The sequence below is a fragment of the Arthrobacter sp. UNC362MFTsu5.1 genome (genome assembly GCF_000685965.1).
Classification (GTDB): domain Bacteria; phylum Actinomycetota; class Actinomycetes; order Actinomycetales; family Micrococcaceae; genus Arthrobacter.
Genome location: NZ_JMLE01000023.1, coordinates 43,253 through 69,625, shown reverse-complemented (window position 1 = coordinate 69,625; position 26,373 = coordinate 43,253). Strand labels below are relative to the sequence as shown.

Here is a 26,373-nt window from a genome sequence, read left to right as displayed (position 1 = left end):
CGGTGGTGTTCCGGCAGCCGTCGTCCGCAGGGTCCGGTTCCGCGGGGACCGAAGCTTCGCCACTCACTGCCGTTTTGGCAGCCTGGCTGGTGTCGTTTGGGCTGGTGTCCGCTTCGCTGGTGGCCCAGTCGATGGGACCGTGCACGGCGGTCGCTTCACCCCACCCGGTGGTCCAACCAACCCCGGACCCCGAGCCAGCCCGTGCAGCAGCAGAGGCCTCCCGCCGGGTCCGGTCCACGGACCCGGCGGCAACCACTTGCAGGTATTCCGTCGTCCGGGCAATACCCTCGACAATCGCCGCGAAGTCAGCCGCTTCGCGGAAGCCCATCCCCGCAGCGTCGGTGAGCGCCGTCGAACTCAAAGCACCCAGCAGCGCAAGGATCCGGGCGACATCACCGGACCCGCCGCCGTCGGACGCTAACGCCTGAGAAGGCTGCGCTCCGGCGGGCAGGCGGCGCAGGCCCGGACCGGAAGAGAACCGGACAGCAGAAGCGGCGGCGGGCAATGCCGCCCACCGCAACGGCCCTCCTGCAACTGTGAGTTCCCCCAAGACCTCCATGGGATAACTCTGCCGCGAGGGTCCGACAATTTACGGCCGCTGTGTCAGGCCGACCGTGACCCTGCTGACGGTGAATTCACTGACGGCCGCCGCCTGTACAGCCACACAAGGCCAAGGATGGGAAGCAGCAGCGGGACAAATGCGTAACCGCGGCCGAAGAGGGACCAGACGGTCTCGTGCGGGAAGTTGACGGAGTCGAAAATGCTGAGCGCTCCGACCACCACCACGCCAATCAGTTCCACGAGGACGGCCGCCACGGACACCTTGAACCACGTCCTGCCCGGCCTCGCCAGGGAGATCGTGGCGACGACATAGACGAGTGCCGCGAACGCCGAGAGCAGGTACGCAAGCGGCGCCTCGTTGAACTTGGTGAGAATCTGGTAGCCGGCGCGCGCCGTGGCGGAGATGGCGAACACTGCGTAGACGGCGATCAGCAGCCGCCCGGGCCCGGTGTTCCGGGTGTCCTTGGACTGGGCCTTTGGTGCCGCGTCGGTCTTGTTGACGGGGGTTTGCGGAGTCACGTCTTGTGCTTCTTCCACTCAGTACCAGATCTGGTTCATGCGGGCGGCCATGACAAGGGCTGTGACGCCCACGGCAGCCAGGACAAAGTTGCTCCACCGGGTGCGTTCCAGGATGGACCAGTACACGGCGCCAACGGGCAGGATCAGCGCAGTGATCAAATAGCCCCAGAATTCCCAGGGTTCCCCGGCCATCTGTTCTCCCGACGAAACGCGGACGATGGAGCCGACAAGGTAAACCAGAAGTGCCAGTTCGACGGCGGCCACGGACAGGATGGTGGCGTCGTTCGGTGCTTTATTCATGATCCCCGCCACGGCGCAGACGATCGTGGACAGCAGGCCGACGGCCAGGATGATGTAAAAGTACGCGTCCACGCTACTTGGCCCGCTCGTCGCTGCCGGGCCGTTCGTTGCTGGGGGCAAAGACGAGCACCGGCTTGGCGTAGCCGCCGGCGTCGGCCAGCAGTGCCACCAGCGAGCCGTCGGGCGCGAAAGCGGCGGCGGGATTGTCGGCGGTAGCAGCGTCCGGCGTTCCGGCTGCCGCGCCCGCCGCTATCCGCCGGCCGAAGGAGATTTCAGTGGCTTCATCCTCGCTGAGCTCCCGGTTCGGCATGAGCGCCCGCGCCGCCCGGGACATCTCCAGGACTTCCAGTTCCTCTGCCAGCTGCTCGAGTGTCCGGGCCTGGTCCAGCGTATAGGGGCCTACCTGGGTCCGCCGCAGCGCCGTCAGGTGGCCTCCCGTCCCGAGCGCCTCACCCAGGTCGCGTGCCAGGGCCCGGATGTAGGTTCCGGACGAGCACTCCACGGTGACGTCCACGTCGAGGACCTCGCCTTCGCGCTCCGGGCGGACCGAATGGACATCGAAACGGTGGATGGTCACGGGCCGTGCAGCAAGCTTCACGTCTTCGCCGGACCGGACCCGGGCATACGCGCGTTCGCCGTTGACTTTGATGGCGCTCACGCTGCTGGGCACCTGCTGGATCTCGCCGGTGAGTGCTGCGACGCCGGCCCGGATGGCTTCCTCGGTGACCGCCGCGGCAGACTGGCTGCTGACCACCTCGCCTTCGGCGTCGTCCGTCACTGTCGATTCGCCCAGGCGGATGGTGGCTGTATACGTCTTTGACGTGCCCACGATGTACGTCAACAGCCGCGTGGCCTTGTTGATCCCAAGGACCAGGACACCCGTGGCCATGGGATCCAGCGTGCCGGCATGCCCCACTTTCCGGGTACCGGCCAGCCGCCGCATCCGTCCAACCACATCGTGGCTGGTCCATCCTTGCGGCTTGTCAACTATCACCAGTCCAGAAAGCACGCCTCCCAGTATATCCGCGCCCGCGGCGCTCCCGTTTCGCACGACGGCGGGCGGCCGGGTCCCGCGGGCGGCCGGCAGCGGGCCGTTAGGATGGCAGACATGCCCGAGCTTGCCGCCCATGTCCACGACTTCCCCGTCAACCAGATCCGCGAGATCACCGAAGCCGCGTGGGCCACCCCCGGAGCCATCGTGCTGAGCATCGGCGAACCAGGCTTCGCCGTCCCCCGCCACGTCCTTGAGGCCGGCATGGCATGCCTGGACCGCGACGAAACCAACTACACACCGAATGCCGGAATCCCCGCCCTCCGCGAGGCATTCGCCGCGAGGTTCCGTGAGCACAACGGCGTGGAGGTCGGGTCCGAACGTGTCTACGTCGTGGACGGTGCACAGCAGGGCCTCCACTTCGCCATGAGCCTGCTGCTCTCCCCCGGCGACGAAATCCTGATCCCCAATCCGGGCTACCCCACCTTCGCCATGACCAGCCGGCTGCTGCACGCTGTCCCCGTGCGCTACCCGCTGTACCCGGAACACGATTTCCAGCCGAGGATCGAGGACATCGAGGCCCTCATCACGCCGCAGACCAAGGTGCTGATCCTGAACTCGCCGTCCAACCCGCTGGGCGCGGTGCTTGGCGGCGACCTCACCCGCGGCCTCGTTGACCTGGCCCGGCGCCACGACCTTTGGATCATCTCCGACGAATGCTATGAGGCGTTCACCTACGATGTCCCCCATGTCAGCCCCGCCCGTTTCGACAGCGACATCCCCGGGGAGGCCAGGGTCTTCACTTCGTTGACGCTCTCCAAGACCTACGGACTGACGGGGCTGCGGATCGGCGCGCTCATTTGCCCGCCCGGGCTGGAGCGGAAGATGAACAATGTGATGGAGTCGATCGTTTCCTGCGTCGCCTCTCCGTCCCAGTACGCCGCGCTCGCCGCGCTTGAGGGGCCGCAGGACTACGTGGGCCATGCGCACGCCCACTACCGGGCCAACCGCGACGCAGCCTCGGCAGTGCTGGCATCCAAGGGCATTCCGTTCCTTTCGGCGCAGGGTGCGTTCTACCTTTGGGCCGATGTATCCCACGTCAGCGGCGGCGATGTGCGGTCCTGGGTCCGAAAGTTCCTCGCCGACGCCGGGGTTTCCTTCGCACCCGGCACGGCCTTCGGTTCCATTGGCGAAGGCTGGATCCGGATTGCGCTCTGCGGCGCGCAGGCTGAACTCGTGGAGGGCCTTGGCCGCTTGCCATCCAGGAGCTGACACCTGCACGTCCAAGGACTGACGCCCCGCGTGCTGCGGCCGAACCGCGATTCCCGCGGGAACAGCGTCCAAGTGGGGCAATGAGTCCCTAGTGCGGACGCTGTCCGCGCTTTAGTCTGACCGGAGGGGCGGCACCGGAGAGGAACATCATGTGGTGGCAGGACCTGCTGTGGGGCTTCTGGAACGGTTTTACGGCGTGGATCGTGCTCATTGCGCACGTTTTCGGCGCATGGGCTGAGTTCCCCTTCTACAACAACGCGAGGGCCGGCAACTGGTACGACTTCGGTTTCCTGCTGGGCATGGGATCGCCGCTTCTCGGCGGCCTGGGGGCGCGCGGCGGCCGCCGGTCGCGGACATAGCCGCGGACAAAGTTCGATACACCTGGGCCGCAGGGGCCTTCAGTATTCGATTTCCTCCTCGGGCGGCGCCTGCTCGGGCGTCCATGACATCCTGACAATGAAGTGGGCCTCGGCAACGTTCCTGGCGATGATGGCCCCTGCCGCGCCCGCTAATTTCACGCCGAACTGAAGTTCCAGATGTTCCGGCGCCAGGTCCGCCAGGACGTCAGCGGCGGCTTTTGCTGCCGGCCGGATGGCCGCGAGGGCATCCTCAAGCCTGCGCCCGGTGTCCTGGATCCCCTGGTCGTCCCGCGAAGGGTGTTCCACTCCGAAGCTGCTTTCCTCTGCTTCGACGAGGACCATGCCGGATCCGACTTCGTAGCGCAGTATCTCTGTCATGGCTTCCTCCGTGTGCCGAATATGGTGCCGAGAATGTGCTGCAGATTGCTGAGCAACGACTGGGGCCGGGACCGGAGCGCTGCTCAGCTCAGCGTGGACGAAAGCGCGTGCTCCAGCCAGGTCCGCAGGGCCGGCGCCGGCGCGGCGCCCGCCTGCCGGGCAATCACCATTCCGCTGACGATCACCATCAGCGTGGGGATGGCCTGGACTGCGAACCTCGCGGAGAGCCCGGGAGCCTTATCCACGTCCACTTTGACCAGTTTGATCCGGCCTGCCTTCTCGGTTGCCAGCTGGTCCAGGACGGGGCTGACCAACTTGCAGGGGCCGCACCACTCGGCCCAGAAGTCGATCAGGGCAGGCACGGTGGACTGCTCGGCGATGTGTTTGAAGTCAGCGTCACCGGCGTCGACAATCCATGGCAGGTCGTGGCGGCAGTTGCCGCAGCGCGGACGGCCGGGAGCAGCTGCCGGGATCCTGTTTGTCTTCCCGCAGCCGGGGCACCTGATGAGTCGCGGGTCCACTGCTCCGCGCTGCCTTCCAGCCGCACCTGAGGTCATGGCTTAATCGGACGCCTGCCGACCATTGCCGGATAGAGTCGAAGGTCCCGCCGCTCCAGCAGGCCCGAACCCCCACGCCGAGGTCAGTATTCAGTGCGGTCCGGGTTGTCCCGCCACGCGTCAAAAGGGACGTTCGACGTCGGGACATCGGTTTGGCTGACCGGCATCAGTTCCGGGCGGGTGCCGTCAAAATATTCGTAGAACAGGGCGTCGTCGAACCCGGCTGCCGCGGCACCGTGCCGGTCCGCGGCAAAATACACGCGGCCGATCCGCGCCCACAACGCAGCCGCCAGGCACAGCGGACAGGGCTCGCAGCTTGCGTAGAGCACCGCCCCGCTGAGATCGAAGTTGGCGGATTCTGCCGCCGCGGTGCGGATGGCAACAACCTCGGCATGTGCAGTGGGGTCGTTATCCCGGGTGACCCTGTTGACGCCAAAATGGCGTTTTCCGTCCGCGGTGACCACCAGCGCACCGAACGGTCCGCCGCCGTCGGCCACATTCTGAACGGCGAGGTTGATGGCCTGGCCCAGGAAATCCTGGATATCGGCGGCTGAAGGTTGGGCATCCATGCTCCGATCATAGCCAGCCGGCCTGTTTTTCCGGTGAGCCGGACCCGGCAGTTTGCGTGACCATCGACGGGACCATCGACGGCGCCGAACACCCGGAATTAGAATATGGGCAGTGGGGGCGGCCGTTCATTGCGGTAGCCAATCCGTGGTCTCAAGGCTCTTGATACTCATCAAAGGCCATTGGAGAGAATTCGCCGGCCGCCTGACCCGGGTTCTCGCCGACGGCAGCAAGTCCACCGTCTACTCGGCTCCTGACTGGGACGTGGCGGGCACCGCGGAGCGCCGGTCCACACTGTACCTGCTGGAAAGCCAGGGCGCGGGCCCGATGGACGACCGGCCGCTGGCAGGCCATATCCGGGCCATCAGCGATGACGGTACGCAGTGGACATTCGGGGACTTCGCTTCCTTGGAGTCGAACGAAAACGCCGACGGCGGGACCCGCTACGGTTTCCGCAACCTGCCGGCTGAGTGCGCCGCGCAGCTGCCCGCAGGCATGCCGCCCGCCTCGTACACAGGCGACGTGGATTCCCATCCGTACTCGATCGCCCTGTCCGGCCGCACGGCCTATGTGGCCGATGCGGGAGCCAACAGCGTGGTCTCCGTGGACCTCCGTTCAGGTGACACGGAAACCGTCGCCGTCCTGCCGCCCCAGCCCTACCGGATCACTGCGGAGGTTGCGGCTGCACTGCAACTGCCGGACTGTGTTGTGGGACGGACGTATGCATTTGAACCCGTGCCCACGGTCGTGGCAGTCGGGCCCGACGGGTGGCTCTACGTCACCACGCTTCCCGGCGGACCGGAAGATCCGCGGCTTGGCGCACCCGGGTCCGTCTACAAGGTCAACCCGGACAACGGCAGGGTTAGGCTATTTGCCGACGACGCGCTCTCCCCCACCGGGCTGGCACTTGACGACGACGGCGACATCTACGTCGCGTCGCTGTTCGGCAACGGCGTGCTCAGGATTAACGGCGACGACGGGCAGCGAACTGTCCTGACAGGCAAGCTCACGGCCGACGTCTCCATCAGGGATTCCAAGCTGTACGCAAGCACGGATGCCCTCCCGGCGCCGAACCAGGCGCCCGACGGCAAACTGGTGTCCATTGACCTGGACGGCCACTCCCGCCACTGAGGCCGCTCCCTGGACACAAAAGTGGCCGGACCCCTTCCGGGTCCGGCCACAATCATGCATGCGACGTCCTACTTGTTGCCGTCTTCGTTGATTTCTTCGTCGTCGATGAGGTCTTCGTCCTCTTCGTCGAAGTCGTCCTCGTCGATTTCGACATCCTCGGGAATGTCGCTCTTGTAAGGATCGGCGTCGCCGGCGTGCTTGGCGCTGGCAGCCAGGGCGGCAACCTCGGCGTCGCGCTTCTTGGCGGCACGGAGCAGTTCTTCGAGGTTGGAGGCATTCACCGGGATCTGGTCAGCCACGAACTCGAGGGTGGGAGTCAGCCGGACCGTGATGTTGCGGCCCACTTCCTGCCGGAGAACGCCCTTGGCCTTCTCCAGGCCCTTGGCGGCATCGGCGTGCGCCACTTCATCCCCGAAGACGGTGTAGTAGATCGTGGCGTGCTGCAGGTCATTGGTGACGCGCGAATCGGTCACGGTGACGCCCTCCAGGCGGGGATCCTTCACCCTCCGGCCCAGCGCCTCCGCAACAACAACCTTAATCCGCTGCGCCAACTTGGCAGCCCGTGCGGGATCAGCCATTTCCACTCCTAAAAATTTTGGATGTACGACGACGGCCACTTGGGCTGCGTCGCACGTTTCAGTTATCTGCCACGCACTAAAGGCGAGTCTACGACGGACTCCCGTTGGGTTTTTTCCGGCGGCCAGGGAGTGGCATCGGGCCTATCGGAGCCGGATGGTTTGCGATCGAAGATCGAAAACCATCCGGCGAAGGGGCGGGGCCGCCGGGAAAAACCCAACGGCCCCGCACCTGTAACGCTAGGACAACCTAGACGCGCGGCTTCTCGCGCATCTCGAAGGTCTCGATGATGTCGCCTTCGTTGATGTCGTTGTACGAGCCAAGGCCGATACCACACTCGAAGTCCGTGCGGACCTCGGTTGCGTCGTCCTTGAAGCGCTTGAGCGTCTCAACGGTGAGGTTGTCGCCGATGATCTTGCCGTCGCGGCTGATGCGGGCCTTCGTGTTGCGTCGGATAACACCCGAGCGAACGATGGAACCGGCAATGTTGCCGAACTTGGAGGAACGGAACACTTCGCGGACCTCGGCGGTGCCAAGCTGGACCTCTTCGTACTCCGGCTTGAGCATGCCCTTGAGGGCCAGCTCGATGTCATCGATTGCTGCGTAGATGACGGAGTAGAAGCGCATGTCCACGCCTTCGCGGTCTGCCAGTTCGGCAACACGCTCGGCGGGCTTGACGTTGAAGCCGATGATGACGGCGCTGTCGACCGTTGCCAGGTTGACGTCGTTCTGCGTGATCGCACCGACACCGCGGTGGATAACGCGGAGCTGGACACCTTCGCCGACGTCGATCTTGAGCAGCGCGTCTTCGAGGGCTTCCACGGCACCGGACACGTCACCCTTGAGGATGAGGTTGAGGGTGTCGATCTTGCCTTCGGCGACGGCCTGGTCGAAGTCTTCCAGGCTGATGCGCTTGCGGCGCTTGGCCAGGGCGGCGTTGCGGTCGGCTGCTTCACGCTTCTCGGCGATCTGGCGGGCGGTGCGCTCGTCAGCGGTCACGAAGAAGGTGTCGCCTGCACGCGGGACGTTGGACAGACCCAGCACCTGCACGGGGCGGGACGGGCCGGCCTCGGTCAGGACGCTGCCGTCGTCGTCGAACATCGCACGGACGCGGCCGTGGGCCGTGCCTGCCACGATGGTGTCGCCGACGTGCAGCGTACCGGACTGGACCAGGACGGTGGCCACGGAACCGCGGCCCTTGTCCAGGTTGGCTTCGATCGCGATACCGCGGGCGTCCTTGTTCGGGTTGGCGCGCATGTCCAGGGCAGCGTCTGCGGTGAGCAGGACTGCCTCGAGCAGCTCGTCGATGTTGAGGTTCTGGCGGGCAGAGACCTCCACGAACATGGTGTCGCCACCGTATTCCTCGGGAACCAGTCCGTACTCGGTCAGCTGGCCGCGGACCTTGTCCGGGTTGGCGCCTTCCTTGTCGATCTTGTTCACAGCCACGACGATCGGCACGTTGGCCGCCTGTGCGTGGTTGAGGGCCTCAACGGTCTGCGGCATCACGCCGTCGTCCGCTGCGACCACCAGGATGGCGATGTCGGTGACCTTCGCACCACGGGCACGCATGGCGGTGAACGCCTCGTGGCCCGGAGTATCGATGAAGGTGATCTTGCGTTCGATGCCTTCGTGGTCGGTGGTGATCTGGTAAGCACCGATGTGCTGCGTGATGCCGCCGTGTTCGCCCGCGACAACGTCGGAGTTACGGATGGCATCCAGCAGGCGGGTCTTACCGTGGTCCACGTGACCCATGACGGTGACAACCGGAGGACGTGCCTCCAGTACTTCGTCGCCTTCGGCTTCCAGCTCTGCGTCGAAGTCGATGTCGAAGGTGCTGAGCAGCTCGCGCTCCTCGTCCTCCGGGGACACGACCTGGAGCTTGTAGCCAAGCTCCTCGCCCAGCAGGGCGAAGGTCTCTTCATCCAGCGACTGCGTGGCCGTGGCCATTTCGCCGAGGTGGAAGAGTACGGTCACCAGTGCAGCGGGGTTCGCCTCGATCTTGTCGGCAAAGTCCGTGATGGACGAGCCGCGACGGAGCCGGACAACGGTGTTGCCGTCGCCGCGGGGCACGCTTACGCCACCCAGCGACGGAGCACTCATCTGCTCGAGTTCCTGACGCTTGGCACGCTTCGACTTGCGCTGCTTGCCACGGCCTGCGCCGCCCTTACCGAAGGCACCCTGGGTGCCACCGCGACCGCGGCCGCCCTTGCCGAAGCCACCGCCGGCCGGAGCACCGCCACCGGCACCCGGAGCACCACCGGTACCCGGTGCGCCGCCCGGGCGTCCGGGGCCGCGGCCACCGCCGCCGGGACGGCCTGCACCAGCGGGTGCGGGACGTTCGGTGCGGTTAGGCATCATGCCCGGAGTAGGACGGTTTCCGCCGCCTGCACCGGGACGTGCACCGGGAGCACCGGCCGGACGCGGAGCGCCGGGACGTGCACCCTGGGTGCCGCCGGGACGCGGAGCACCCGGACGGGGTCCACCTGCACCGGCTGCCGGACGCGGGCCGCCGGGGCGTTCGCCCTCGGTGCGGCTTCCGCCCGGACGGGGCATGCCCTGGGAAGGCGCGAACGGGTTGTTGCCCGGACGCGGCGGACGTTCGTTGTCGCCGCCGCGGCCCCGGGGCATGCCCTGGGACGTGGCGAAGGGGTTGTTGCCGGGACGGGGACCGCCCGGACGCGGTGCCGAACCGCCCTGGCCGCCGGAGCGCGACGGGGCCGCGGGAGCTTCAGCCTTGGGGGCCGGGCGTGCGCCGGGCTTAGCACCGGTGGACGGTGCGGCCGGGGCTGCCGGCGCAGCTGCTGCTGGAGCCGGGGCTGCGGGGGCAGGGGCTGCAGCGGGAGCAGGCGCCGACGGGGCCGGGGCTGCGGCCGGAGCTTCAGCCTTGGGTTCCGGAGCCTTCGGAGCTGCCGGGCCCGGCGCGGGGGCCGGACGGGAAGCCGAGGGGCTGGCGGGTGCCTTGGGCGCTGCAGCGGGAGCTTCGGACTTCGAAGCGCCGGCGGCGGGGTAGGCGTTGCGGAGTTTCCTCACAACGGGGGCCTCAATGGTGGAAGAGGCGGAGCGAACGAATTCGCCCAGTTCCTGCAGTTTGGTTACTGCATCTTTGGAAGTAATACCGAGCTCTTTAGCAAGCTCATGTACGCGGACCTTGGCCACATTTCTCCTGTCTCGGTCCGCACCGAGCCAGGCACGAACCGTCTACTTCTTACTGCGGACCTCCGCCGCGAGTGCAGCTGAAAGGTCCATTGCAGAGCGCAACAAAGTTGTCATCGTTGCGCACTCATCGCTGGGAACTCATCGGGTTTCCATCAGTTTTCTGACCCGCTTTCAGGTTGGACGGTTGTTGCTGCGGCCACCGGAGTGTCCACGGCTTGCGTGCCTGCCGTTATCCGGCGCTCGACGGCGGCAATTCCGGTGGTGCCCGGGAGGGCACGTCCGAACGCACGCCGCTTGATAGCCAGCGCCAGGCACGTTTCGCTGGAGTGCAGCCAAGCACCCCGGCCAGCCATCCGGCGTCGTTCGTCCACCACGACAGCGGCGGAACCGCTGCCTTCGGCGACGAGCCGGAGTAGCTCAGACCGCGGACCCTTCTTCCGGCATCCGATGCAGGTACGCTGCGGCTGATCCTCAAAGTGTTGCGTGTGCGCCACGGTGAGTATCTTCCTGCCCTTACAAATCTGCCGCCCCGAACCCGCCCGCCGGTGCTGCGCTCCAAAGGAACGCAGGTTCTGCGGGCACGCTCAAGGCGCACGGATACCGGCCATAAGGCACGGTCAATGTCTATTCTAGCCCCTCAGGTGCCCCGGCCCCGAAACGACGGGTCGAAACCGGGCGGGACAGTCCGAGGGTGCCCTCCGCAACGGCGGGCTAGTTTTCGCGCTGAACCGCGGCGTCGGAGACGATGTCGATCCGCCAGCCGGTGAGCTTGGCGGCCAGGCGGGCGTTCTGGCCCTCCTTGCCGATGGCAAGCGACAGCTGGTAGTCCGGCACCACCACACGTGCGGAGCGGGTCGCCTCATCCGTGATGGTGACGGAATTCACCCTTGACGGCGACAATGCGCTGGCAATGAAGCTGGCCGGATCCTCGCTGAAGTCAACGATGTCGATCTTTTCGTCGTTGAGCTCGGTCATGACGGCCCGGACACGCGAGCCCATTTCACCGATGCAGGCACCCTTGGCATTGATGCCGGGGATGTTGGCCTTGACAGCGATCTTGGTGCGGTGCCCGGCTTCGCGGGCGAGTGCCACGATCTCCACCGAACGGTCGGCGATCTCCGGAACTTCCAGCTCGAAGAGTTTCCGGACCAGTCCGGGGTGCGAGCGGGACAACGTGATGGACGGACCCTTGGTGCCGCGGTGCACGTCGATGACGAAGGCGCGAAGCCTGTTTCCGTGAATGTACTTCTCGCCGGGCACCTGTTCGGGCGGGGGCAGCAGCGCCTCCACCGTTCCAAGGTTCACCTGGATCATGTGCGGGTTGTTGCCCTGCTGGATGGTGCCGGCAACAAGTTCGCCCTCGCGGCCCTTGAACTCGCCCAGGACGTTGTCGTCCTCGACGTCGCGCAGCCGCTGCAGGATGATCTGGCGTGCCGTGCTCGCAGCGATGCGGCCGAACCCGGCCGGGGTGTCCTCGAACTCACCGATGGGGGCGCCGTCGTCGTCGATTTCGGTTGCCCAGATGGTTACGTGGCCGCTCTTGCGGTCCAGCTCTGCGCGGGCCTTCTCGAAGGCTCCCGGAGACTTGTGGTACGCCACCAGCAGCGCCTGCTCGATGGTGGGGATCAGGAGGTCCAGCGGGATTTCACGCTCACGCTCCAGAAGTCTCAGTGCGCTCATGTCAATATCCATCAGGCCTCCTCAGAAGGTCCATTGTTTTCATCTTCCAGACCGACCTCATCGAGGTGGCTGAACTCTATCTCGACTTTTCCATTGCGGATCCTGTCGAAAGGAATCTTCTCCGGCTCGCCCTGCTTGGGCTTCATGCCCTTCTTGGCGGCGATCTCCGGAATCAGTGTCACGCCGTCCTCATCAACGGCCTGGATCCTGCCGGTCAGGTTCTCGCCCTGAATGACGTTCACCTTGACCATGCGGCCGCGGGCACGGTGCCAGTGGCGCGGTTCGGACAGGGGCCGTCCCACGCCGGGCGAGGAAACCTCGAGGTCGTAGGGGCGGCTGTCGTAGCTGGGGTCGCTGTCCAGGATGCCGGAGAGCTCCTTGGAAATCTCGGCAATAACGTCAAGGCTTACTCCGCCGGTCTCCTCCTGCGGCAGGTCCACCACTACGTGGACCACACGGTTTGCACCGGCAACCTGAATGGATACGTCCTCCAGGTAAAGCCGGTTTGCCTGGACCGAGGGTTCCAGCAGCGCCCGGACGCGCTCGGCTTCCGGGTTGTGCACGGATTCGGCCTCAGCCTTGCCCGTCCCGGTCCGGTCTGATGAAGTCGTGGCTTCTGCATTACTCACGATGCCGGCCGCCTCCCGCTAGATGATGTTGTGTGTACTAGCGTAGCCATTTTATGGCCACCGTGGTGCACTCGCTTGCTGCCGGGCATGACAACATGGTCTGTTGTGAAAGACGACACCAAGGAAAAACCCCGGCCGGCACACTATTTCCGGTACGGCATCCTGGCATCGTTGGCCATACTCGTCATCAGCCTGGGGCTGGCCCTGACTCCCGGACCTCCGCAGGAGGCGCCGGAACCCGCGTTTTCCGAACGGGCACGTGCCTCCGCGCTTGCCGAAACGACGCAGCTGCGCCTTGCGGGAAGGAAAATGGCTGACTCCTTTTCCGGCGCCGAGCGCCAGGCCCTGCTGCGCACTGTGACTTTGCTGACAACCCAGGCGAGGGCGCTGACCGGGACCGGTCCGGAACCGTCCGCGTCGGCCACGGGTGCTGCTTCCGCATCGGGAGCCGGCACGGCCACCGCAACTCCGACGGCGCAGGCCGAGGGGGCACCGGCCGAGGGTGCGGATTCCCCCGCGGCACTCGTCGCGGCGTTGTCCGCCAGCGGCAGCCAGCGCCTCGAGGATGCGGCAGCGTCCGACGGCGGGATGGCACGGCTGCTGGCCGCCGTCGGCACCGCCCAGGTTCTTCAGGCGGCCTCGCTGGCACCGGCGCTGGGGGCAGCTGCCCCGGCGGCGCCAGGGTCCCCCGCCGCTTCGCCGGCAGCCGCTTCACCGGCAGCCGCTTCACCGGCAGCCGCTTCACCGACAACCGAGCCGCCGGCCCCGTCGTCGGCATCCGCATCGCCAACAGCGGGCGGTTCCTGCCCGCCAGCCACCACCGAGTCCGATCCGGCTGGAGGATCGGCCACCCCGAAGACAGCGCTGGCGATGACTGTCAAGACCGAGGCCGAAACGATCTACGGCTACCAGGTGGCGCTTGCCCGCCTCGACGGAGCCGCCGCCGGCTCGGCGTCGGCGCTGCTGGCCCGGCATGAATCGGTCCTTGCCGAAGCCGAGGCCCTCAGCCGCGCCCTGTGCGTGGATATTCCGCCGCGGGAGGCCGGGTACACCCTCGGCCCCTCATTCCTCGCTTCCCCCGCCGCCGGGCTGGGAAGCCTTGAAGCAGGAACCCTTCCGGTCTACGGGGACCTGGTGGCGTTGAGCGGCGGGAGCACGCGGCAATGGGCCATTTCGGGCCTTCTCGCCGCCGCCAACCGCGCCGTACTGTGGGGCTCCGACCCTGGTCCCCTGCCGGGCATCGTGGTGGATACAGCGCAGCTTCCGGAGCTCCCGGAGGACAGCCCGTCGCAGGAATCGACAGCGCCGGGGGCGTCGCCTGCGCCGTCGGACGCCGGATAGAACCTGCCTCGCCTAAGCGTGCCTTACCTTTCTTAGCCTTGTATTACTGGCAGGCCGCGGTGGCCGATGGTTTGCTATACCCATGGACATCGCGGGAGCAGCAACGCAGCATGAAAACGAACCGCACCACAACGACATCGCCCATCGCCTGAACTGGCTGCGTGCCGGAGTTCTGGGCGCTAACGACGGCATCGTCTCCGTCGCGGCAATCGTGGTGGGCGTGGCAGGCGTCACCACGGACTCAGGCCCTATCCTGATCGCCGGTGCGGCCGGCGTCGTGGGTGGCGCCATCTCGATGGCGCTGGGCGAATACGTATCCGTCAGCAGCCAGAAGGACAGCCAGCAGGCGCTCATCGAAAAAGAAAGACGCGAACTGGCTGAACAGCCCGAGGAGGAGCTCGAGGAGCTCGCCGCCATCTACCAGGGCAAGGGCCTCAGCGCCGCCACGGCCCGCACGGTGGCCGAGGAACTCACCGCCCACGACGCCCTCGGCGCGCACCTTTCCGCCGAACTCCACATCGATGAGACCGACATCGTCAGCCCGTGGCATGCCGCCTTCGCGTCCGCCATCGCGTTCCTGATCGGAGCGATCCTCCCCATGCTGGCAATCCTTCTGCCGCCGGAGGAGATCCGGGTCCCCTTGACGTTCGCGGCAGTGCTGGTGGCGCTGGCATTGACCGGCGCCCTCGGAGCATGGATCGGCGGAGGCTCGAAGTCGAAGGCTGCGTTCAGGGTGGTGCTCGGCGGTGCCCTGGCCCTCATCGCGACCTTCGGGATCGGCAACCTGCTGGGGGCCAGCGGCGTGGTCGCCTGACCTTCCGCCAACTGCCGGCGGGCCAGCAGTTACGCTGGATCCGATGAAAGCACTCGCCGATGTCCCCATCCCGCCTGACCTGAGCCGCCGGTACGGCAGGACAAGCGGCGGACGCGCGTGGCTGGGTTCACTCCAGGGACTGATTTGCGGACGCCTGGAGCGGTGGGACCTTGAGGTGGATCTGGCGCCCGGTGAGCTCCCCTGGAACGGCCACGGAGCCGTAGTTGTCCCGGTAACCCGGAAGGGCACCCCCGCAGTCCTCAAGGTTGCCTACCCGCACGACGAAGCCCGGGTGGAGCGTTTCGCCCTCCGGCTGTGGGACGGCAACGGCGCGGTGCGGCTCCTGGAATCCGACGCCGGGACGTGTTCCATGCTGTTGGAAAGGCTGGACGCCTGCCGTTCCCTTGAGGACGTTCCGCTCGATGCGGCCGCAGCCGTCTGGGGCGGGCTGACACGGCAGTTGGGCCTGAGGCCGGACCATCGCCCGGAGTGGCAGGAATTCGACCATGTGGCGGCCCGCGCCGAGCAGTGGAGCGATGATCTTCCGGCGGACTGGGAGCAGCTCGGCCGGCCATTTCCGCGCTGGCTGCTGGAGGCTGCCCTGGAAGTTTGCCAGACGCGCGGAGCCGTGGGCCGCCGCGCCGGTACCGACGTCCTGGTCAACACGGACTTCCATTTCCTGAACATCCTGGCCCGGCCGCAGGGCGGTTTTGCGGCCATCGACCCGCAGCCGATGATCGGCGAGGCAGAGTTCTCCGTGGCCCCGCTCTTGTGGAACCGCATCCGGGACCTCTCCCGCTCTAATCCCCGGCGGGGACTGCTGGAGAGGTGCCGCGACTTCAGCGAGGCGGCCGGGCTGGATGCCGAGGCGGCCCGGCAGTGGAGCCTTGCCCGCGAAGTTGAGAACGCCTTGTCCTATGCCTCGCGTCCCCATCACGGCGGCGATCTGGCCCGTTCGCTCTGGGTGGCCAGCACGCTGGCCGGAGGCACCCTGGACGGATTGCCAGCTGCGCATGACCTCCCGGCCCCGGGTGAAGCAGGGCCGGGCTAGGCGGCTGTGGTTCAGCGGCCGGGCCTAGCCGCGAACTGCTGCCAGCGCTTTCCGCACGGCCGCGACGGCTGCCTCGACGTCGGCGTCGTCCGTTGTCCAGTTGCTCACTGAAAGACGCAGGATATCCCGCCCCTGCCAGCGGGAACCGGACATCCACACCAGCCCGTCCTCGATGATCCGGGCCGTCACGGCCCGCGTGGTGGCGTCATCGCCGAAGGCCAGCGAGACCTGTGTGTAGACGACGTCGTTAAGTATTTCCACGCCGTCCAGCGCCGACAGTTGCTCCGCCAACTGCGAAGCGCGGCTCGCCAGATTGCGCACCTGCGCCGCAACGCCATCCCGGCCAAGGGACTTCAGCGCCGCCCACACGGGAACGCCGCGCGCACGGCGGGAGAGTTCCGGGACGGTCTGGAAGGGATCCGCTGCCGCGCCGGCATCCCGGATGATGTAACTGGGGTCGACGCTCATGGCGGCCTCAAGCGCCTCCGTGTCCCGCACAGCCACGATGCCGCAGTCGTAGGGCACGTTGAGTGTCTTGTGCGCATCGGTTGCCCACGAGTCAGCAAGGTGGAGGCCTGCGGTCAGGGCGGCAAGTTCCGGCACCGCAGCCGCCCAGAGTCCGAAAGCCCCGTCAACGTGCACCCAGGCGCCATGTGCCTTCGCGACGGTGATTGCCTGGAGGAACGGATCGAACGCGCCGGAATGCACATTCCCGGCCTGCAGGCACACAATCGGCGGGGCGGCTGACACGGCGGTGCCGTCCGATGCCGGGACCAAGGCGCGGTCCGGACCGGTGCGGTCCAGGCCGGAGCGGTCCAGGGCGGCGCGGTCCAGTGCACAGTCCAGCTCCGCCGGATCCATGCGGCCCTGCCGGTCCGAAGGCACCACGATGGGGCTTCCCAGGCCCAGGTACCGCAAGGCGAGATCGATCGAGTCATGGCGTTCCTGGCCGACTATGCAGCGCAGTGCCGGTGCGCCGGCAAGGCCACCGGTGTTCACGTCCCAGCCGGCCTTCTTGAGGACGCGCCAGCGGGCGGCGGACAGGCCGGCGAAGTTGGCCATGGTCGCGCCGGTGACGAAACCGACGTCGGCCGTTTCCGGCAAGCCCAGCAGCTCCAGGAACCAGTGCCCGGCTGCGGCCTCGAGGGCCGCCGTGGCGGGCGTGGCGGCACGGAGCATGGAACTCTGGTCCCAGGCACTGACCAGCCAGTCCGCAGCCAGGGCGGCGGGCAGGGTGCCGCCGATGACCCAGCCGAAAAAACGGCCCGATGGCATGGCCATCAGGCCGGGTTCCGCCTCGGCCGCGAGATAGTCGATCACTTCTTCTGCCGGCATGCCGGCCCGGGGCAGGGGGCCGCCGAAGACGGCCTCCAGCTCCCCTGCCGTGGCCCGGGGCCCTACCCGGCGGGTCTGCTGGCTTGCCAGCCATTCACGGGCGTGCCCGGCTGCTGCGTCCAAGGCGTCGCGGAAAGGCTCGTCCCCTGTTGACATAGGAGCATGGTACGCCCGCGCCCCTCCCGGCCGGGAGGGTCTTTCGCATCCCCGTCGGCTAGCCTGCTAGGCGAAGGTGTCCTGCCAGATGTCGAAGCCGAGCTTGAGGATGAGGGCGCCGACGACGGCGAGGAAAACGTTGCGGATGAAGGTGCTGCCCTGCTTCACCGCGGTCCGCGCCCCGAGGTAGCCGCCCGCCATGTTGGCGAGTCCCAGCACCAGCCCCACGCCCCAGAGCAGCGAGCCGTGCGGCAGGAAAAAGATCAGGGCACCGGCATTGGTGGCCATGTTCACGATCTTTGCCTTGGCGCTGGCCTCGAGGAACGCGTAGCCCATCGCGGACACCAGCGCGATGATCAGGAATGAACCTGTCCCTGGCCCGATCAGGCCGTCGTAGAATCCTATGGCCGCTCCGATGAGGCAGGCCACCACGTAGTGGGTCCGGCCGTCGTGGCGGAGCGAGGTCAGGTCGCCGATGTTGGGTTTGAACGCCGTAAACAGCGCGACGGCCACCAGCGCCGCAACGATGATGGGCTTGAAGACGCTCGCCGGCAGGGTGGCGGCCAGCACCGCGCCGCCGAAGCTCCCGGCCAGCGCAATGACTGCCATGGGTATGGCGGTCCGCAGGTCCGGCCTGACCCGCCGGTAGTACGTCACGGCGCTGGTGGTGGTCCCGAAAATGGAACCCATTTTGTTGGTGGCGAGAGCCTGGACCGGGCTGATGCCCGGCACCAGCAGCAGCGCCGGGAGCTGGATCAGTCCCCCGCCGCCCACCACTGCGTCAATCCACCCTGCGGCGAAGCCCGCCACGATGATGAGGATCAGCGTGGCGGGCTCCAGCGACTCGAATCCCGAGATCACTCCTTCAGCCGTGCAGGGTTACTTGCTGCGGACGGCGTTGACCACATAGTCAACGGCCTTCTCCACGGCCACGTTCTCCGCCTCACCGCTGCGGCGGTCCTTGATCTCCACAACGCCGTCCGCCAGTCCGCGGCCAACAGCCAGGATGGTGGGCACTCCGACGAGCTCCGCGTCGCCGAACTTGACGCCCGGGGACACCTTGGGGCGGTCGTCGTAGATGACCTCGAGGCCTGCGGCTTCAAGCTCGAGCGAGAGCTTCTCGGCCGCCGCGAAGATTTCCTCGCCCCGGCCCACAGCCACGACGTGGACATCGGCGGGAGCCACTGCGCGGGGCCAGACCAGGCCCTTGGCATCGTGGTTGGATTCGGCCAGGGCCGCGACGGCGCGGGTAACGCCGACGCCGTAGGAACCCATGGTGACCACCACCTGCTTGCCGTTCTGGTCCAGGACCTTCAGTTCAAGGGCTTCGGCGTACTTGCGGCCGAGCTGGAAGATGTGGCCCATCTCGATGCCGCGGGCGGTCTCCAGCGGACCGGATCCGTCCGGGGCCTCGTCGCCGGCACGCACTTCGGTGCACTCGATCACGCCGTCCCAGCCGAAGTCGCGGCCGGCCACGAGGCCGAAGACGTGCTTTCCGGCCATGTTGGCGCCGGTGACCCAGGCGGTGCCGCTGACCACGCGGGGATCCACCAGGTACAGGAGCTTGGCGGCACCTTCGAGTCCGAGGAGCGGTGCGCTCAGCGACATGCCGGGGCCCAGGTAGCCGCGGACGATCAGGGGGTTGCGGGCAAGGTCTTCCTCGCCGGCGGCCTCAACGGTGATCTCGCCGGCGACCGGCAGGTAGGCGCCGATGTTGGCCTCTACCCGCTTCAGGTCGACGCCGCGGTCACCGGGCACGCCGATGACGACGATCTGCCGCTCCCCGGTGGGAAGGGTGATGGCGAGGACGACGTTCTTCAGCGTGTCAGCGGCCGTCCAGGCGCCGCCGTCGTTCTCGTCGCGGGGAACCAGCTGGTTGGCTGCGTCCACGAGCGTGTCGATGGTGGGAGTGTTCGGGGTGTCCCGGATCTCTGCGGCAGGCGCGTTGGTGAAGTCGATCTCCGCGGGCACCACGGTGGTCACGGCCTCCACGTTGGCCGCGTAGCCGCCGGCGGAGCGCACAAACGTGTCTTCGCCGATCTCGGTGGGGTGCAGGAACTCCTCGCTCCGGGAGCCGCCCATGGCACCTGCCGTGGCGGCCACCGGAACCACTTCAAGGCCGAGGCGCTCGAAGATCTTCAGGTAGGCGGCGCGGTGTGCGTTGTAGCTCGCGTCCAGGCCGGCGTCGTCGACGTCGAACGAGTAGGAGTCCTTCATGATGAACTCGCGGCCGCGCAGCAGGCCGGCGCGCGGCCGGGCCTCATCGCGGTACTTGTTCTGGATCTGGTAGATGCTCAGCGGAAGGTCCTTGTACGAGGAGTACAGGTCCTTGACCAGCAGGGTGAACATTTCCTCGTGCGTGGGCGCCAGGAGGTAGTCCCCGCCCTTGCGGTCCTTGAGCCGGAAAATGCCCTCGCCGTACTCGGTCCACCGGTTGGTGGCCTCGTAGGGCTCCTTGGGCAGGAGGGCCGGGAAGTGGACTTCCTGGGCGCCGATGGCGGTCATTTCCTCGCGGATGACTTTCTCCACTTTGCGCAGCACGCTCAGGCCAAGCGGCAGCCAGGTGTAGATGCCCGGCGCTGCCCTGCGGATATACCCGGCACGGACCAGGAGCCGGTGGCTCGCCACCTCGGCATCGGCGGGATCTTCGCGCAGGGTGCGCAGGAACAGCTTGGATAGTCGAAGGACCACGGGTAGGAATCCGTTTCTTGGGAGGTGCCTGTTCAGATGACGGGCTGGGCAAATTCGTCTGGGTACTAATCTACCGTGGCGCGGCGGGTGCCGGGTTCCCGGCCGCCGGAGCCAATGCCCCTCACCCCCGCGCGTTCCCGCGCCGGACGGAGAAGAGCCACGCCAGAACTGAAAGGAAGCCCCTGGCCGTTGCCGGCTGGTCATCCTGTTTTGGCGTGGCTCTTACGGCCCGTCGGACCCAGAAGTCCGGAGGAAGCGCTAGGCGTGCCTGCTGGGAAGGTCAACGTCCAGTGCCATCTGCTGATTTCCCCCTGAGACCGCACGCACCCCATCGGCGCGGCTAGGAAGAACCTATGTGATTCACGGCACCATTACAAGAGTCGTCACGCAGTTTTCGACAGTTGACTCTGTGTTACCGCGTTCTCCCCGGCGGCCGTTCCGCTAGTCGATCAGGGCGGCTGCCTGGTCCAGCATGGCTTCCGCAGCCGCGAGGTCGGACTCCGTAACGCCGGTCCCTGTGGCCTGCGCCGAGATCAGGACTCCGCCCTTGACGGCGAAGGCCATCACGGTGCTCTGGGTTCCGCCTGTAGGCAAGGTGACGTCCGTTTGCATGGCAATCGCGCCCTCGGTGCCGGCACCGCTGTCAAGCCGGGTGGTCTCGGCTGTCATGGACATTCCCTGGATGTTCATGCTGATGCTGCTGCAGTCTTCGATCTCGCTGCTGCGACGGGCAAGCGTCTGGTCCAGTTCTTCCTTCGCCACGCCTGACACGAGGGAGAGCGTCTGGGTGAGTTCCGCCGTAGACGAAGTGGAGGCACCCACCGCCATGGTGGTGTTGCTGTCCGGCTTGATCGCCGTCCCGGTGGCGATGGAATTGCACTCGGCCGGCTCCACCTGCACGTCGGTCATGAGGGACATCATCTGGTCGAGCGCCTGCGAAACCTTGTCGGCAGGCAAGACGGAGAGGGGTACGCTGCCTGAGTCCTTCACGGCTCCGGCGATCTCCGCGAGTTCCTCGGAGGTCAGCATGGTGAATGCCGCTTCCGTTGGCGTGGGGCTGGGGGTGACAGATGCGGCGGACGTTTCCGGGGACGCCCCGGCGCCAGCAGGGGCGGCAGGACCGCCGCAGGCGGACAGGCCAAGCACCAGGAGGGCAGAAGCCCCGAAAAAGCGCACAACGGACGTATTCATTTATCCCCCAATAAGTTCGAACGCCGGCCGTTGGGGCCAGCTAGAACAGAACTGTAGCGAAGGTGCCCACTTGGTGGAAGCCCACCCGCTCGTAGGTGGCCCGCGCCCGGGCGTTGTAGTCGTTGACATACAGGCTGGTGATGGGCGCCAGTTTCTGCGCCAGCATAACGACGGCGGCCATGTAGCCGGCGCTGAGTCCGAGGCCGCGGAAGGAGGGGTTCATCCAGACGCCCTGGACCTGGGTCACCTCAGGGGTGACGGCGCCGAGTTCGGCCTTGAACATGACCTGGCCGTCCCCATCGAGGTGGACAAGGGAATGGCCCTGCCTGATGAGGCCTTCCACGCGCCTGCTGTAAAACTCGCGGCCGCCCAGGAACGGCGAATATCCCACTTCTTCTTCGAACATGGCGGCGCAGGCGGGCAGGATCCTGTCGAAGTCGGCGAGCTGGCCGACACCCAGCTCCGTGTTAGCGGGCACGCCGGGCGGGCCTGCGATGGTCATCAGCGGCTGGTCCGCGCGAACCTCGTGCGCCGGTTGCCCCAGCTGTTCCAGCTGTTCATGCATGGCCAGGACCGTTTCGGCGGGGCCGAAGATGGAAGCGAACCGGCGGCCGGAGCGTTGTGCGTGCTCGGCCACGAGCCCGGCAAGGTCCGGGTCCAGCTGCACCGGAACGAGGTTCGCTCCGGCCCAGCACGCACCCACCAGGGTGTCGCCGTCGAACACGCCAAAGATGCTGGCCCCGCCCATGGTGGGCGCGGCTGTTCCCGTGGCCGCCAGGTGGGACAGGATGAAGACGTTGGCTACAACGTCCCTCCTGGCCAACTCCCGCAGCGTGGCAGTGTCCGGACCGGACAGGACCCGGATTGAGATACCGGATCCTGCGGTCTCCCTACGAGACGCTAACCACGGGGCTACCCTTGACAGCATCTTCGCCATCGGCCTCCCCCATCTCTTCAGCGATTCTCATGGCCTCTTCGATCAGTGTCTCAACAATTTCGCTCTCGGGGACAGTCTTGATGACCTCGCCCTTCACAAAGATCTGTCCCTTGCCGTTGCCCGAGGCGACGCCCAGGTCAGCTTCGCGGGCCTCGCCCGGTCCGTTGACGACGCAGCCCATCACGGCAACACGCAGCGGGATCTCCATCCCTTCCAGGCCGGCCGTCACCTGCTCGGCCAACGTGTACACATCCACCTGGGCGCGGCCGCAGGAGGGGCAGGAAACAATTTCGAGCTTGCGGGGACGCAGGTTCAGCGACTGCAGGATCTGGTTGCCCACCTTGATTTCCTCGACCGGAGGAGCCGAAAGGGAAACACGGATGGTGTCGCCGATTCCCCGGGACAGGAGGGCGCCGAAGGCCGTGGCGGACTTGATGGTGCCCTGGAAGGCAGGCCCGGCTTCGGTGACGCCCAGGTGAAGGGGCCAGTCGCCCTGCTCGGCCAGCATCTCGTACGCGGCAACCATGATCACGGGGTCGTTGTGCTTCACGGAGATCTTGAAGTCGTGGAAGCCGTGCTCCTCGAACAGCGATGCCTCCCAGACAGCCGACTCCACCAAAGCCTCGGGAGTTGCCTTGCCGTACTTCTTGAGGATTCCGGGCTCCAGCGATCCGGCATTGACGCCGATCCGGATGGACGTGCCGTGGTCCTTGGCGGCACGGGCAATTTCCTTGACCTGGTCATCGAACTTGCGGATATTGCCGGGGTTGACGCGAACCGCCGCGCAACCCGCTTCGATGGCGGCGAAGACGTACTTGGGCTGGAAGTGGATGTCCGCGATGACGGGGATCTGGGACTTCCGCGCGATGATCGGCAGCGCCTCGGCGTCGTCCGCTGACGGGCAGGCCACGCGCACGATGTCGCAGCCCGAGGCCGTCAGCTCAGCAATCTGCTGCAGCGTGGCGTTGATGTCCGTGGTGGGCGTGGTGGTCATCGACTGCACGCTGATGGGCGAATCCGAGCCGACGCCCACCGAGCCCACCTTGATCTGGCGGGTTTTCCTGCGGGGTGCGAGGACGGGTGGCGGTGCTGACGGCATTCCCAGGCTGACCGAGGTCACGTGGACTCCTATTTAGGTCGAAGTATCGATGGTGGGGTGGTTCCGGCGGGTTAAGCGGCGTGCTCGGCCAGCAGGCCGGTCACCGGGTTCCATTCCGTGGTGCGCGTGCCCGCAATGACCTGGGCGGCAGCGAAAGGATCCTGCTTGAGGATCCCGTTCAGCGCGTTTTCGTCGGCGGCCTTGAAGATCAGCAGGGCACCGGCTCCGTCGCCGTAAGGCCCGCTGGCCAGGAGTGCGCCTTCACCGGCAAGGGCAGCGGTCCATTCCCGGTGTGCCGGGCGGGCGGCGTTCCGTGCTTCGGTGGACTCAGCGGCGTATACGTACTCAACAGCAAAAACAGTCATACGGATACCCTATCGCCCTGCCCGCCGGAGTATGTATCCGGTTCAGCTAAGGAAGAGGATCTTGACGAGGGCAGCGACTCCGGCGGCCCACAGCATGGATGACAGCGTTCCGATGATGAACCTCTCTGCAGCAACAGGAGTCTCTTTCAGTTCCGCGAAGCGCCCCAGACCCTTGATGGCCACGACGTAGGCGATCGCCACGGGCTGCCCCGTCAGGATGGCCAGGCACACAGCCAGCCGTTCCAGGACGCCGATGATGGCTCCTCCGCGCAGGATCCGTGTGGTTGGTGCCGGCGGAGCGCCCGCCGCTGCAGGCACCTTTCCGGCAGCGTCTGCGGCCACGTCTCCGGCTACGGTGATCTCGCCGTCGACGGCTTCCCGGCCCGCTGATTCACTGTCCGCGGCGGCCCGGTCCACTGTGACATCGGCGGCGGGGTCGTTGGCAGCTTCGTCGGCGGCACGGTCCCGGGCGGCGCGGTCTTCTGCCGCCGTGGCCGCGTCCGCCTTGTCGTCGATGGTCCGGGCCAACCGGAACACCAGCGCGGTGACAGGCCAGCCGGCGAAACCAGCCGTCAGCAGGGCGAGGGTAATCCAGAGGGCGTTCACCTGTTTCCTTCCAGCACGGCGTCATGGGCCACGGCCAGGAGCATCTCTGCGGCGGGCCTCGCCGCCCATTCTTCCTGCCAGCCGGACCTCAGGACGGCGCGGCTCACCGACTGCTCCGTGATTCCGAGTTTTGCTGCGGCCAGCTTCTGGCTGCCGTGCCTGACTGACGCGTCCTGCTGCAGTGCGCGGAGGGTGTCCACCACTTTCCACTGGGCCTCCGTGCGGTCCTGCACCAGCCGGCCAATCAGCCGGAGGACTGCCTCGGCGTTCGCGCAGGCCCTGATGCCGGTTCCTGCCTCCGGGGGCGCCGCACCGCCGCGGCGCAGCCCGCCGGGAATCACGGACAAGGGAACATGGGCGGCGGCGGACTTGGCTTTTTCCACTGCCAGCCGGGCGGCGACGAACGCCGCACCGGATCCTTCCCGCGGGCTGGCCGGCAACGGGAGGTCAACTGCCCCCACTCCGATTCCCACGTACCACTGGCCGCTGCGCAGGCAATGAAGGGCGATGTCCACCACTTCCGCAGGCTTTTCCACCACCCCCTGGACTTCGTCGCCGACGGAACGTTCGAACCGGCCGGCTGTGGACTTCCGGTGGAGCTCGGCAAGCAGGCCGGGAACGCGGTCCCGGTCCCCGGTGCTGCCGCGCTGGTCGATGGTGAGAACGTACATACCGCAAACATAATCGACTGATTTCCAAACATCAATCGTTTTCGGCTGATTTATTAACATCAGTCAAAAAGAGCTGATTATGGAATCCAAGCCGGAATGGGCTGATTAGCCAAACAGGTTGACGGGCTTGACGATGTCCGCGTAGATCAGGAGGGCACTCATGCCCATCAGCAGGGCAGCCACGACGTAGGTCACGGGCAGGAGCTTGGCGATATCGAACGCCCCGGGGTCCGGCCGGCCGAACAGCTTGGCCAGCCGCCGTCGGGCTCCTTCATACAGCGCGCCGGCAACATGGCCGCCGTCCAAGGGCAGCAGCGGGACCAGGTTGAACACCGCGAGCGCGAAGTTCAGTCCGGCCAGCAATCCCACCAGGGCGGCCAGCCTGGACTGCAGCGGAACCTGCTCCATGGCGGCAACTTCACCGGCCACGCGGCCCACACCAACAACGCTGATGGGCCCGTTGGGATCGCGGGGCTCTTCGCTGAAGGCCGCCTTGGCAACGCCCACCACCCGTGCGGGGAGGTTCAGGACGACGCCGGCAACCTGCTGGATGTTTTCCCCCGCCATGGGCAGCACGGACGACGCCGGCTGGGCCACCAGGGCGGTCTGGGCACCGATCCCCAGGAAACCGACTTCCTGGTACTGCAGGGTCCCGTTCGAATCGGCGGCCTGCCGCCCGTCGGCGCCGATGACCGGCCGCGCCGAGAGCACCGGCGTCACAGTGGTGGTGACGGGCGAACCGTCGCGTACCACCGTGATGCTGACTTCCCGTCCCGCGGAGGCGCGGATCCAGCCTGTCAGTTCCTCCCAGCTGGTCACCGCCTTGCCGTCGAAGGAGGTGATGGTGTCGTTGGGCTTGAGCTGCGCCGCAGCTGCTGGAGTGAGCTTGCAGTCGGCGGAATCCGGGTCCACCGTTTCCCCGGCCTTGACCTGGCATTTGGAGACGTCCGCGATGGTGGTGGTGGGGGTGCTGATCCCGAAGCCCATCAGGAGCACGGCCGTCAGCGCCACCCCGATCAGCAGGTTCATGGCAGGGCCGCCCAGCATCACGATGACCTTCTTCCACACCGGCAGCCGGTAGAAGACCCGCTTCTCATCGCCGGGTCCCACTTCCTCGTGGGCCATGGAGCGCGCCTCGGTGGCGAGGGTCTGGAACATGCCGGTGCTGGAGGGACGCACCGTGCCGTCGTCCTTGTTCGGCGGGTACATGCCGATCATGGACACGTAGCCGCCCAGCGGGATCGCCTTGATGCCGTACTCGGTCTCCCCCTTGCGCTTGGACCACAGGGTGGGGCCGAAGCCGATCATGTACTTGGTGACCCGCACCTTGAACAGCTTGGCCGGAACGAGGTGGCCCACCTCGTGCAGCGCGATGGAGACTGCGATGCCGATCGCCACAAAGACGACACCGAGGATAAAGAGAATGACGGGACTCATGCT

Annotated in this window: 27 protein-coding genes and 1 pseudogene; 6 read left to right on the top strand and 22 right to left on the bottom strand. The window is 66.7% G+C overall.

Going from position 1 to position 26,373, the window contains the following annotated elements; all coding sequences use genetic code 11:
- The 4 genes and pseudogenes from BS38_RS0118670 to truB form a co-directional block, all read right to left on the bottom strand.
- Positions 1 to 559: pseudogene (locus BS38_RS0118670) on the bottom strand (hypothetical protein); the annotation flags it as partial.
- 44 nt (positions 560 to 603) lie between these two features.
- Complete coding sequence (locus BS38_RS25635; RefSeq protein ID WP_043439233.1) at positions 604 to 1,080, bottom strand: hypothetical protein; 477 nt, start codon at positions 1,078 to 1,080, stop codon at positions 604 to 606.
- 18 nt (positions 1,081 to 1,098) lie between these two features.
- Positions 1,099 to 1,452, bottom strand: coding sequence for a hypothetical protein (locus BS38_RS0118660; protein WP_028272185.1), 354 nt, complete (start codon positions 1,450 to 1,452; stop codon positions 1,099 to 1,101).
- Position 1,453: 1 nt separating this feature from the next.
- Complete coding sequence (truB, locus tag BS38_RS0118655; RefSeq protein WP_028272184.1) at positions 1,454 to 2,389, bottom strand: tRNA pseudouridine(55) synthase TruB; 936 nt, start codon at positions 2,387 to 2,389, stop codon at positions 1,454 to 1,456.
- A 99-nt stretch (positions 2,390 to 2,488) separates the two neighbouring features.
- On the opposite strand from truB, the gene BS38_RS0118650 reads away from it, so the two are divergent.
- Both BS38_RS0118650 and BS38_RS0118645 read left to right on the top strand, forming a co-directional pair.
- Entirely contained in the window at positions 2,489 to 3,643 is a 1,155-nt protein-coding gene (locus BS38_RS0118650; protein WP_028272183.1) for a pyridoxal phosphate-dependent aminotransferase, read from the top strand.
- A 149-nt stretch (positions 3,644 to 3,792) separates the two neighbouring features.
- Positions 3,793 to 4,002 carry a hypothetical protein gene (locus BS38_RS0118645; RefSeq protein ID WP_028272182.1) on the top strand — a complete coding sequence of 70 codons (210 nt, stop codon included), beginning with the start codon at positions 3,793 to 3,795 and terminating at the stop codon, positions 4,000 to 4,002.
- Between the two features lie 39 nt (positions 4,003 to 4,041).
- On the opposite strand, the gene BS38_RS0118640 is transcribed toward BS38_RS0118645, so the two are convergent.
- From BS38_RS0118640 to BS38_RS0118630, 3 genes are all read right to left on the bottom strand, one after another.
- The gene (locus BS38_RS0118640; protein ID WP_028272181.1) at positions 4,042 to 4,380 is read right to left on the bottom strand and encodes a CU044_2847 family protein; all 339 of its coding nucleotides are present in this window, start codon (positions 4,378 to 4,380) and stop codon (positions 4,042 to 4,044) included.
- Positions 4,381 to 4,463: 83 nt separating this feature from the next.
- Positions 4,464 to 4,937: a thioredoxin gene (trxA, locus tag BS38_RS0118635; protein ID WP_442853353.1), complete on the bottom strand. Its 474-nt coding sequence runs from the start codon at positions 4,935 to 4,937 to the stop codon at positions 4,464 to 4,466.
- An 83-nt stretch (positions 4,938 to 5,020) separates the two neighbouring features.
- Positions 5,021 to 5,506, bottom strand: coding sequence for a nucleoside deaminase (locus tag BS38_RS0118630; RefSeq protein WP_028272179.1), 486 nt, complete (start codon positions 5,504 to 5,506; stop codon positions 5,021 to 5,023).
- 160 nt (positions 5,507 to 5,666) lie between these two features.
- Here BS38_RS0118630 and BS38_RS0118625 point away from each other — a divergent pair, with 160 nt between their 5' ends.
- On the top strand, positions 5,667 to 6,635 hold the full coding sequence (locus BS38_RS0118625) for a ScyD/ScyE family protein (RefSeq protein WP_028272178.1): 969 nt from the start codon (positions 5,667 to 5,669) through the stop codon (positions 6,633 to 6,635).
- Positions 6,636 to 6,703: 68 nt separating this feature from the next.
- On the opposite strand, the gene rbfA is transcribed toward BS38_RS0118625, so the two are convergent.
- From rbfA to rimP, 5 genes are all read right to left on the bottom strand, one after another.
- Positions 6,704 to 7,213 (bottom strand): 30S ribosome-binding factor RbfA, encoded by a 510-nt coding sequence (rbfA, locus tag BS38_RS0118620; protein WP_028272177.1) that lies wholly within the window; start codon positions 7,211 to 7,213, stop codon positions 6,704 to 6,706.
- Positions 7,214 to 7,460: 247 nt separating this feature from the next.
- On the bottom strand, positions 7,461 to 10,367 hold the full coding sequence (gene infB / locus BS38_RS0118615; RefSeq protein ID WP_028272176.1) for a translation initiation factor IF-2: 2,907 nt from the start codon (positions 10,365 to 10,367) through the stop codon (positions 7,461 to 7,463).
- A gap of 152 nt (positions 10,368 to 10,519) precedes the next feature.
- Entirely contained in the window at positions 10,520 to 10,861 is a 342-nt protein-coding gene (locus BS38_RS0118610; RefSeq protein WP_028272175.1) for a YlxR family protein, read from the bottom strand.
- A gap of 217 nt (positions 10,862 to 11,078) precedes the next feature.
- Positions 11,079 to 12,059 (bottom strand): transcription termination factor NusA, encoded by a 981-nt coding sequence (nusA, locus tag BS38_RS0118605; protein ID WP_028272174.1) that lies wholly within the window; start codon positions 12,057 to 12,059, stop codon positions 11,079 to 11,081.
- The gene (gene rimP, locus BS38_RS0118600; protein WP_028272173.1) at positions 12,059 to 12,676 is read right to left on the bottom strand and encodes a ribosome maturation factor RimP; all 618 of its coding nucleotides are present in this window, start codon (positions 12,674 to 12,676) and stop codon (positions 12,059 to 12,061) included. Before rimP ends, nusA begins: the two co-directional genes overlap by 1 nt.
- Before the next feature lie 87 nt (positions 12,677 to 12,763).
- Here rimP and BS38_RS0118595 point away from each other — a divergent pair, with 87 nt between their 5' ends.
- The 3 genes from BS38_RS0118595 to BS38_RS0118585 all read left to right on the top strand — a co-directional run bounded on the left by BS38_RS0118595 (position 12,764) and on the right by BS38_RS0118585 (position 15,882).
- Entirely contained in the window at positions 12,764 to 14,017 is a 1,254-nt protein-coding gene (locus BS38_RS0118595) for a ferritin-like domain-containing protein (protein WP_081818967.1), read from the top strand.
- 82 nt (positions 14,018 to 14,099) lie between these two features.
- Positions 14,100 to 14,831 (top strand): VIT1/CCC1 transporter family protein, encoded by a 732-nt coding sequence (locus BS38_RS0118590; protein ID WP_028272171.1) that lies wholly within the window; start codon positions 14,100 to 14,102, stop codon positions 14,829 to 14,831.
- A 43-nt stretch (positions 14,832 to 14,874) separates the two neighbouring features.
- Positions 14,875 to 15,882, top strand: a complete 1,008-nt coding sequence (locus BS38_RS0118585; protein ID WP_028272170.1) for an aminoglycoside phosphotransferase family protein — start codon at positions 14,875 to 14,877, stop codon at positions 15,880 to 15,882.
- Between the two features lie 24 nt (positions 15,883 to 15,906).
- Here the strand turns inward: BS38_RS0118585 and BS38_RS0118580 are convergent, their stop codons facing one another.
- The 10 genes from BS38_RS0118580 to BS38_RS0118535 all read right to left on the bottom strand — a co-directional run bounded on the left by BS38_RS0118580 (position 15,907) and on the right by BS38_RS0118535 (position 26,370).
- A complete protein-coding gene (locus tag BS38_RS0118580) occupies positions 15,907 to 17,373 on the bottom strand; it encodes a pyridoxal phosphate-dependent decarboxylase family protein (protein WP_028272169.1) in 1,467 nt (488 codons plus the stop codon).
- Between the two features lie 66 nt (positions 17,374 to 17,439).
- On the bottom strand, positions 17,440 to 18,234 hold the full coding sequence (locus BS38_RS0118575; RefSeq protein WP_028272168.1) for a sulfite exporter TauE/SafE family protein: 795 nt from the start codon (positions 18,232 to 18,234) through the stop codon (positions 17,440 to 17,442).
- Positions 18,235 to 18,252: 18 nt separating this feature from the next.
- Positions 18,253 to 20,064 carry a proline--tRNA ligase gene (locus BS38_RS0118570; RefSeq protein ID WP_028272167.1) on the bottom strand — a complete coding sequence of 604 codons (1,812 nt, stop codon included), beginning with the start codon at positions 20,062 to 20,064 and terminating at the stop codon, positions 18,253 to 18,255.
- Between the two features lie 441 nt (positions 20,065 to 20,505).
- A complete protein-coding gene (locus BS38_RS0118565; protein ID WP_156037178.1) occupies positions 20,506 to 21,255 on the bottom strand; it encodes a hypothetical protein in 750 nt (249 codons plus the stop codon).
- Positions 21,256 to 21,295: 40 nt separating this feature from the next.
- The gene (locus BS38_RS0118560) at positions 21,296 to 22,183 is read right to left on the bottom strand and encodes a GNAT family N-acetyltransferase (RefSeq protein ID WP_028272165.1); all 888 of its coding nucleotides are present in this window, start codon (positions 22,181 to 22,183) and stop codon (positions 21,296 to 21,298) included.
- Positions 22,146 to 23,312 (bottom strand): flavodoxin-dependent (E)-4-hydroxy-3-methylbut-2-enyl-diphosphate synthase, encoded by a 1,167-nt coding sequence (ispG, locus tag BS38_RS0118555; protein ID WP_028272164.1) that lies wholly within the window; start codon positions 23,310 to 23,312, stop codon positions 22,146 to 22,148. Before ispG ends, BS38_RS0118560 begins: the two co-directional genes overlap by 38 nt.
- A gap of 50 nt (positions 23,313 to 23,362) precedes the next feature.
- A complete protein-coding gene (locus BS38_RS0118550; protein ID WP_028272163.1) occupies positions 23,363 to 23,656 on the bottom strand; it encodes a YciI family protein in 294 nt (97 codons plus the stop codon).
- Between the two features lie 42 nt (positions 23,657 to 23,698).
- Positions 23,699 to 24,262: a hypothetical protein gene (locus BS38_RS0118545; protein WP_028272162.1), complete on the bottom strand. Its 564-nt coding sequence runs from the start codon at positions 24,260 to 24,262 to the stop codon at positions 23,699 to 23,701.
- Complete coding sequence (locus BS38_RS0118540; RefSeq protein WP_028272161.1) at positions 24,259 to 24,933, bottom strand: hypothetical protein; 675 nt, start codon at positions 24,931 to 24,933, stop codon at positions 24,259 to 24,261. Before BS38_RS0118540 ends, BS38_RS0118545 begins: the two co-directional genes overlap by 4 nt.
- 105 nt (positions 24,934 to 25,038) lie before the next feature.
- Positions 25,039 to 26,370 (bottom strand): M50 family metallopeptidase, encoded by a 1,332-nt coding sequence (locus tag BS38_RS0118535; RefSeq protein WP_028272160.1) that lies wholly within the window; start codon positions 26,368 to 26,370, stop codon positions 25,039 to 25,041.
- Between the last annotated feature and the right edge of the window lie 3 nt (positions 26,371 to 26,373).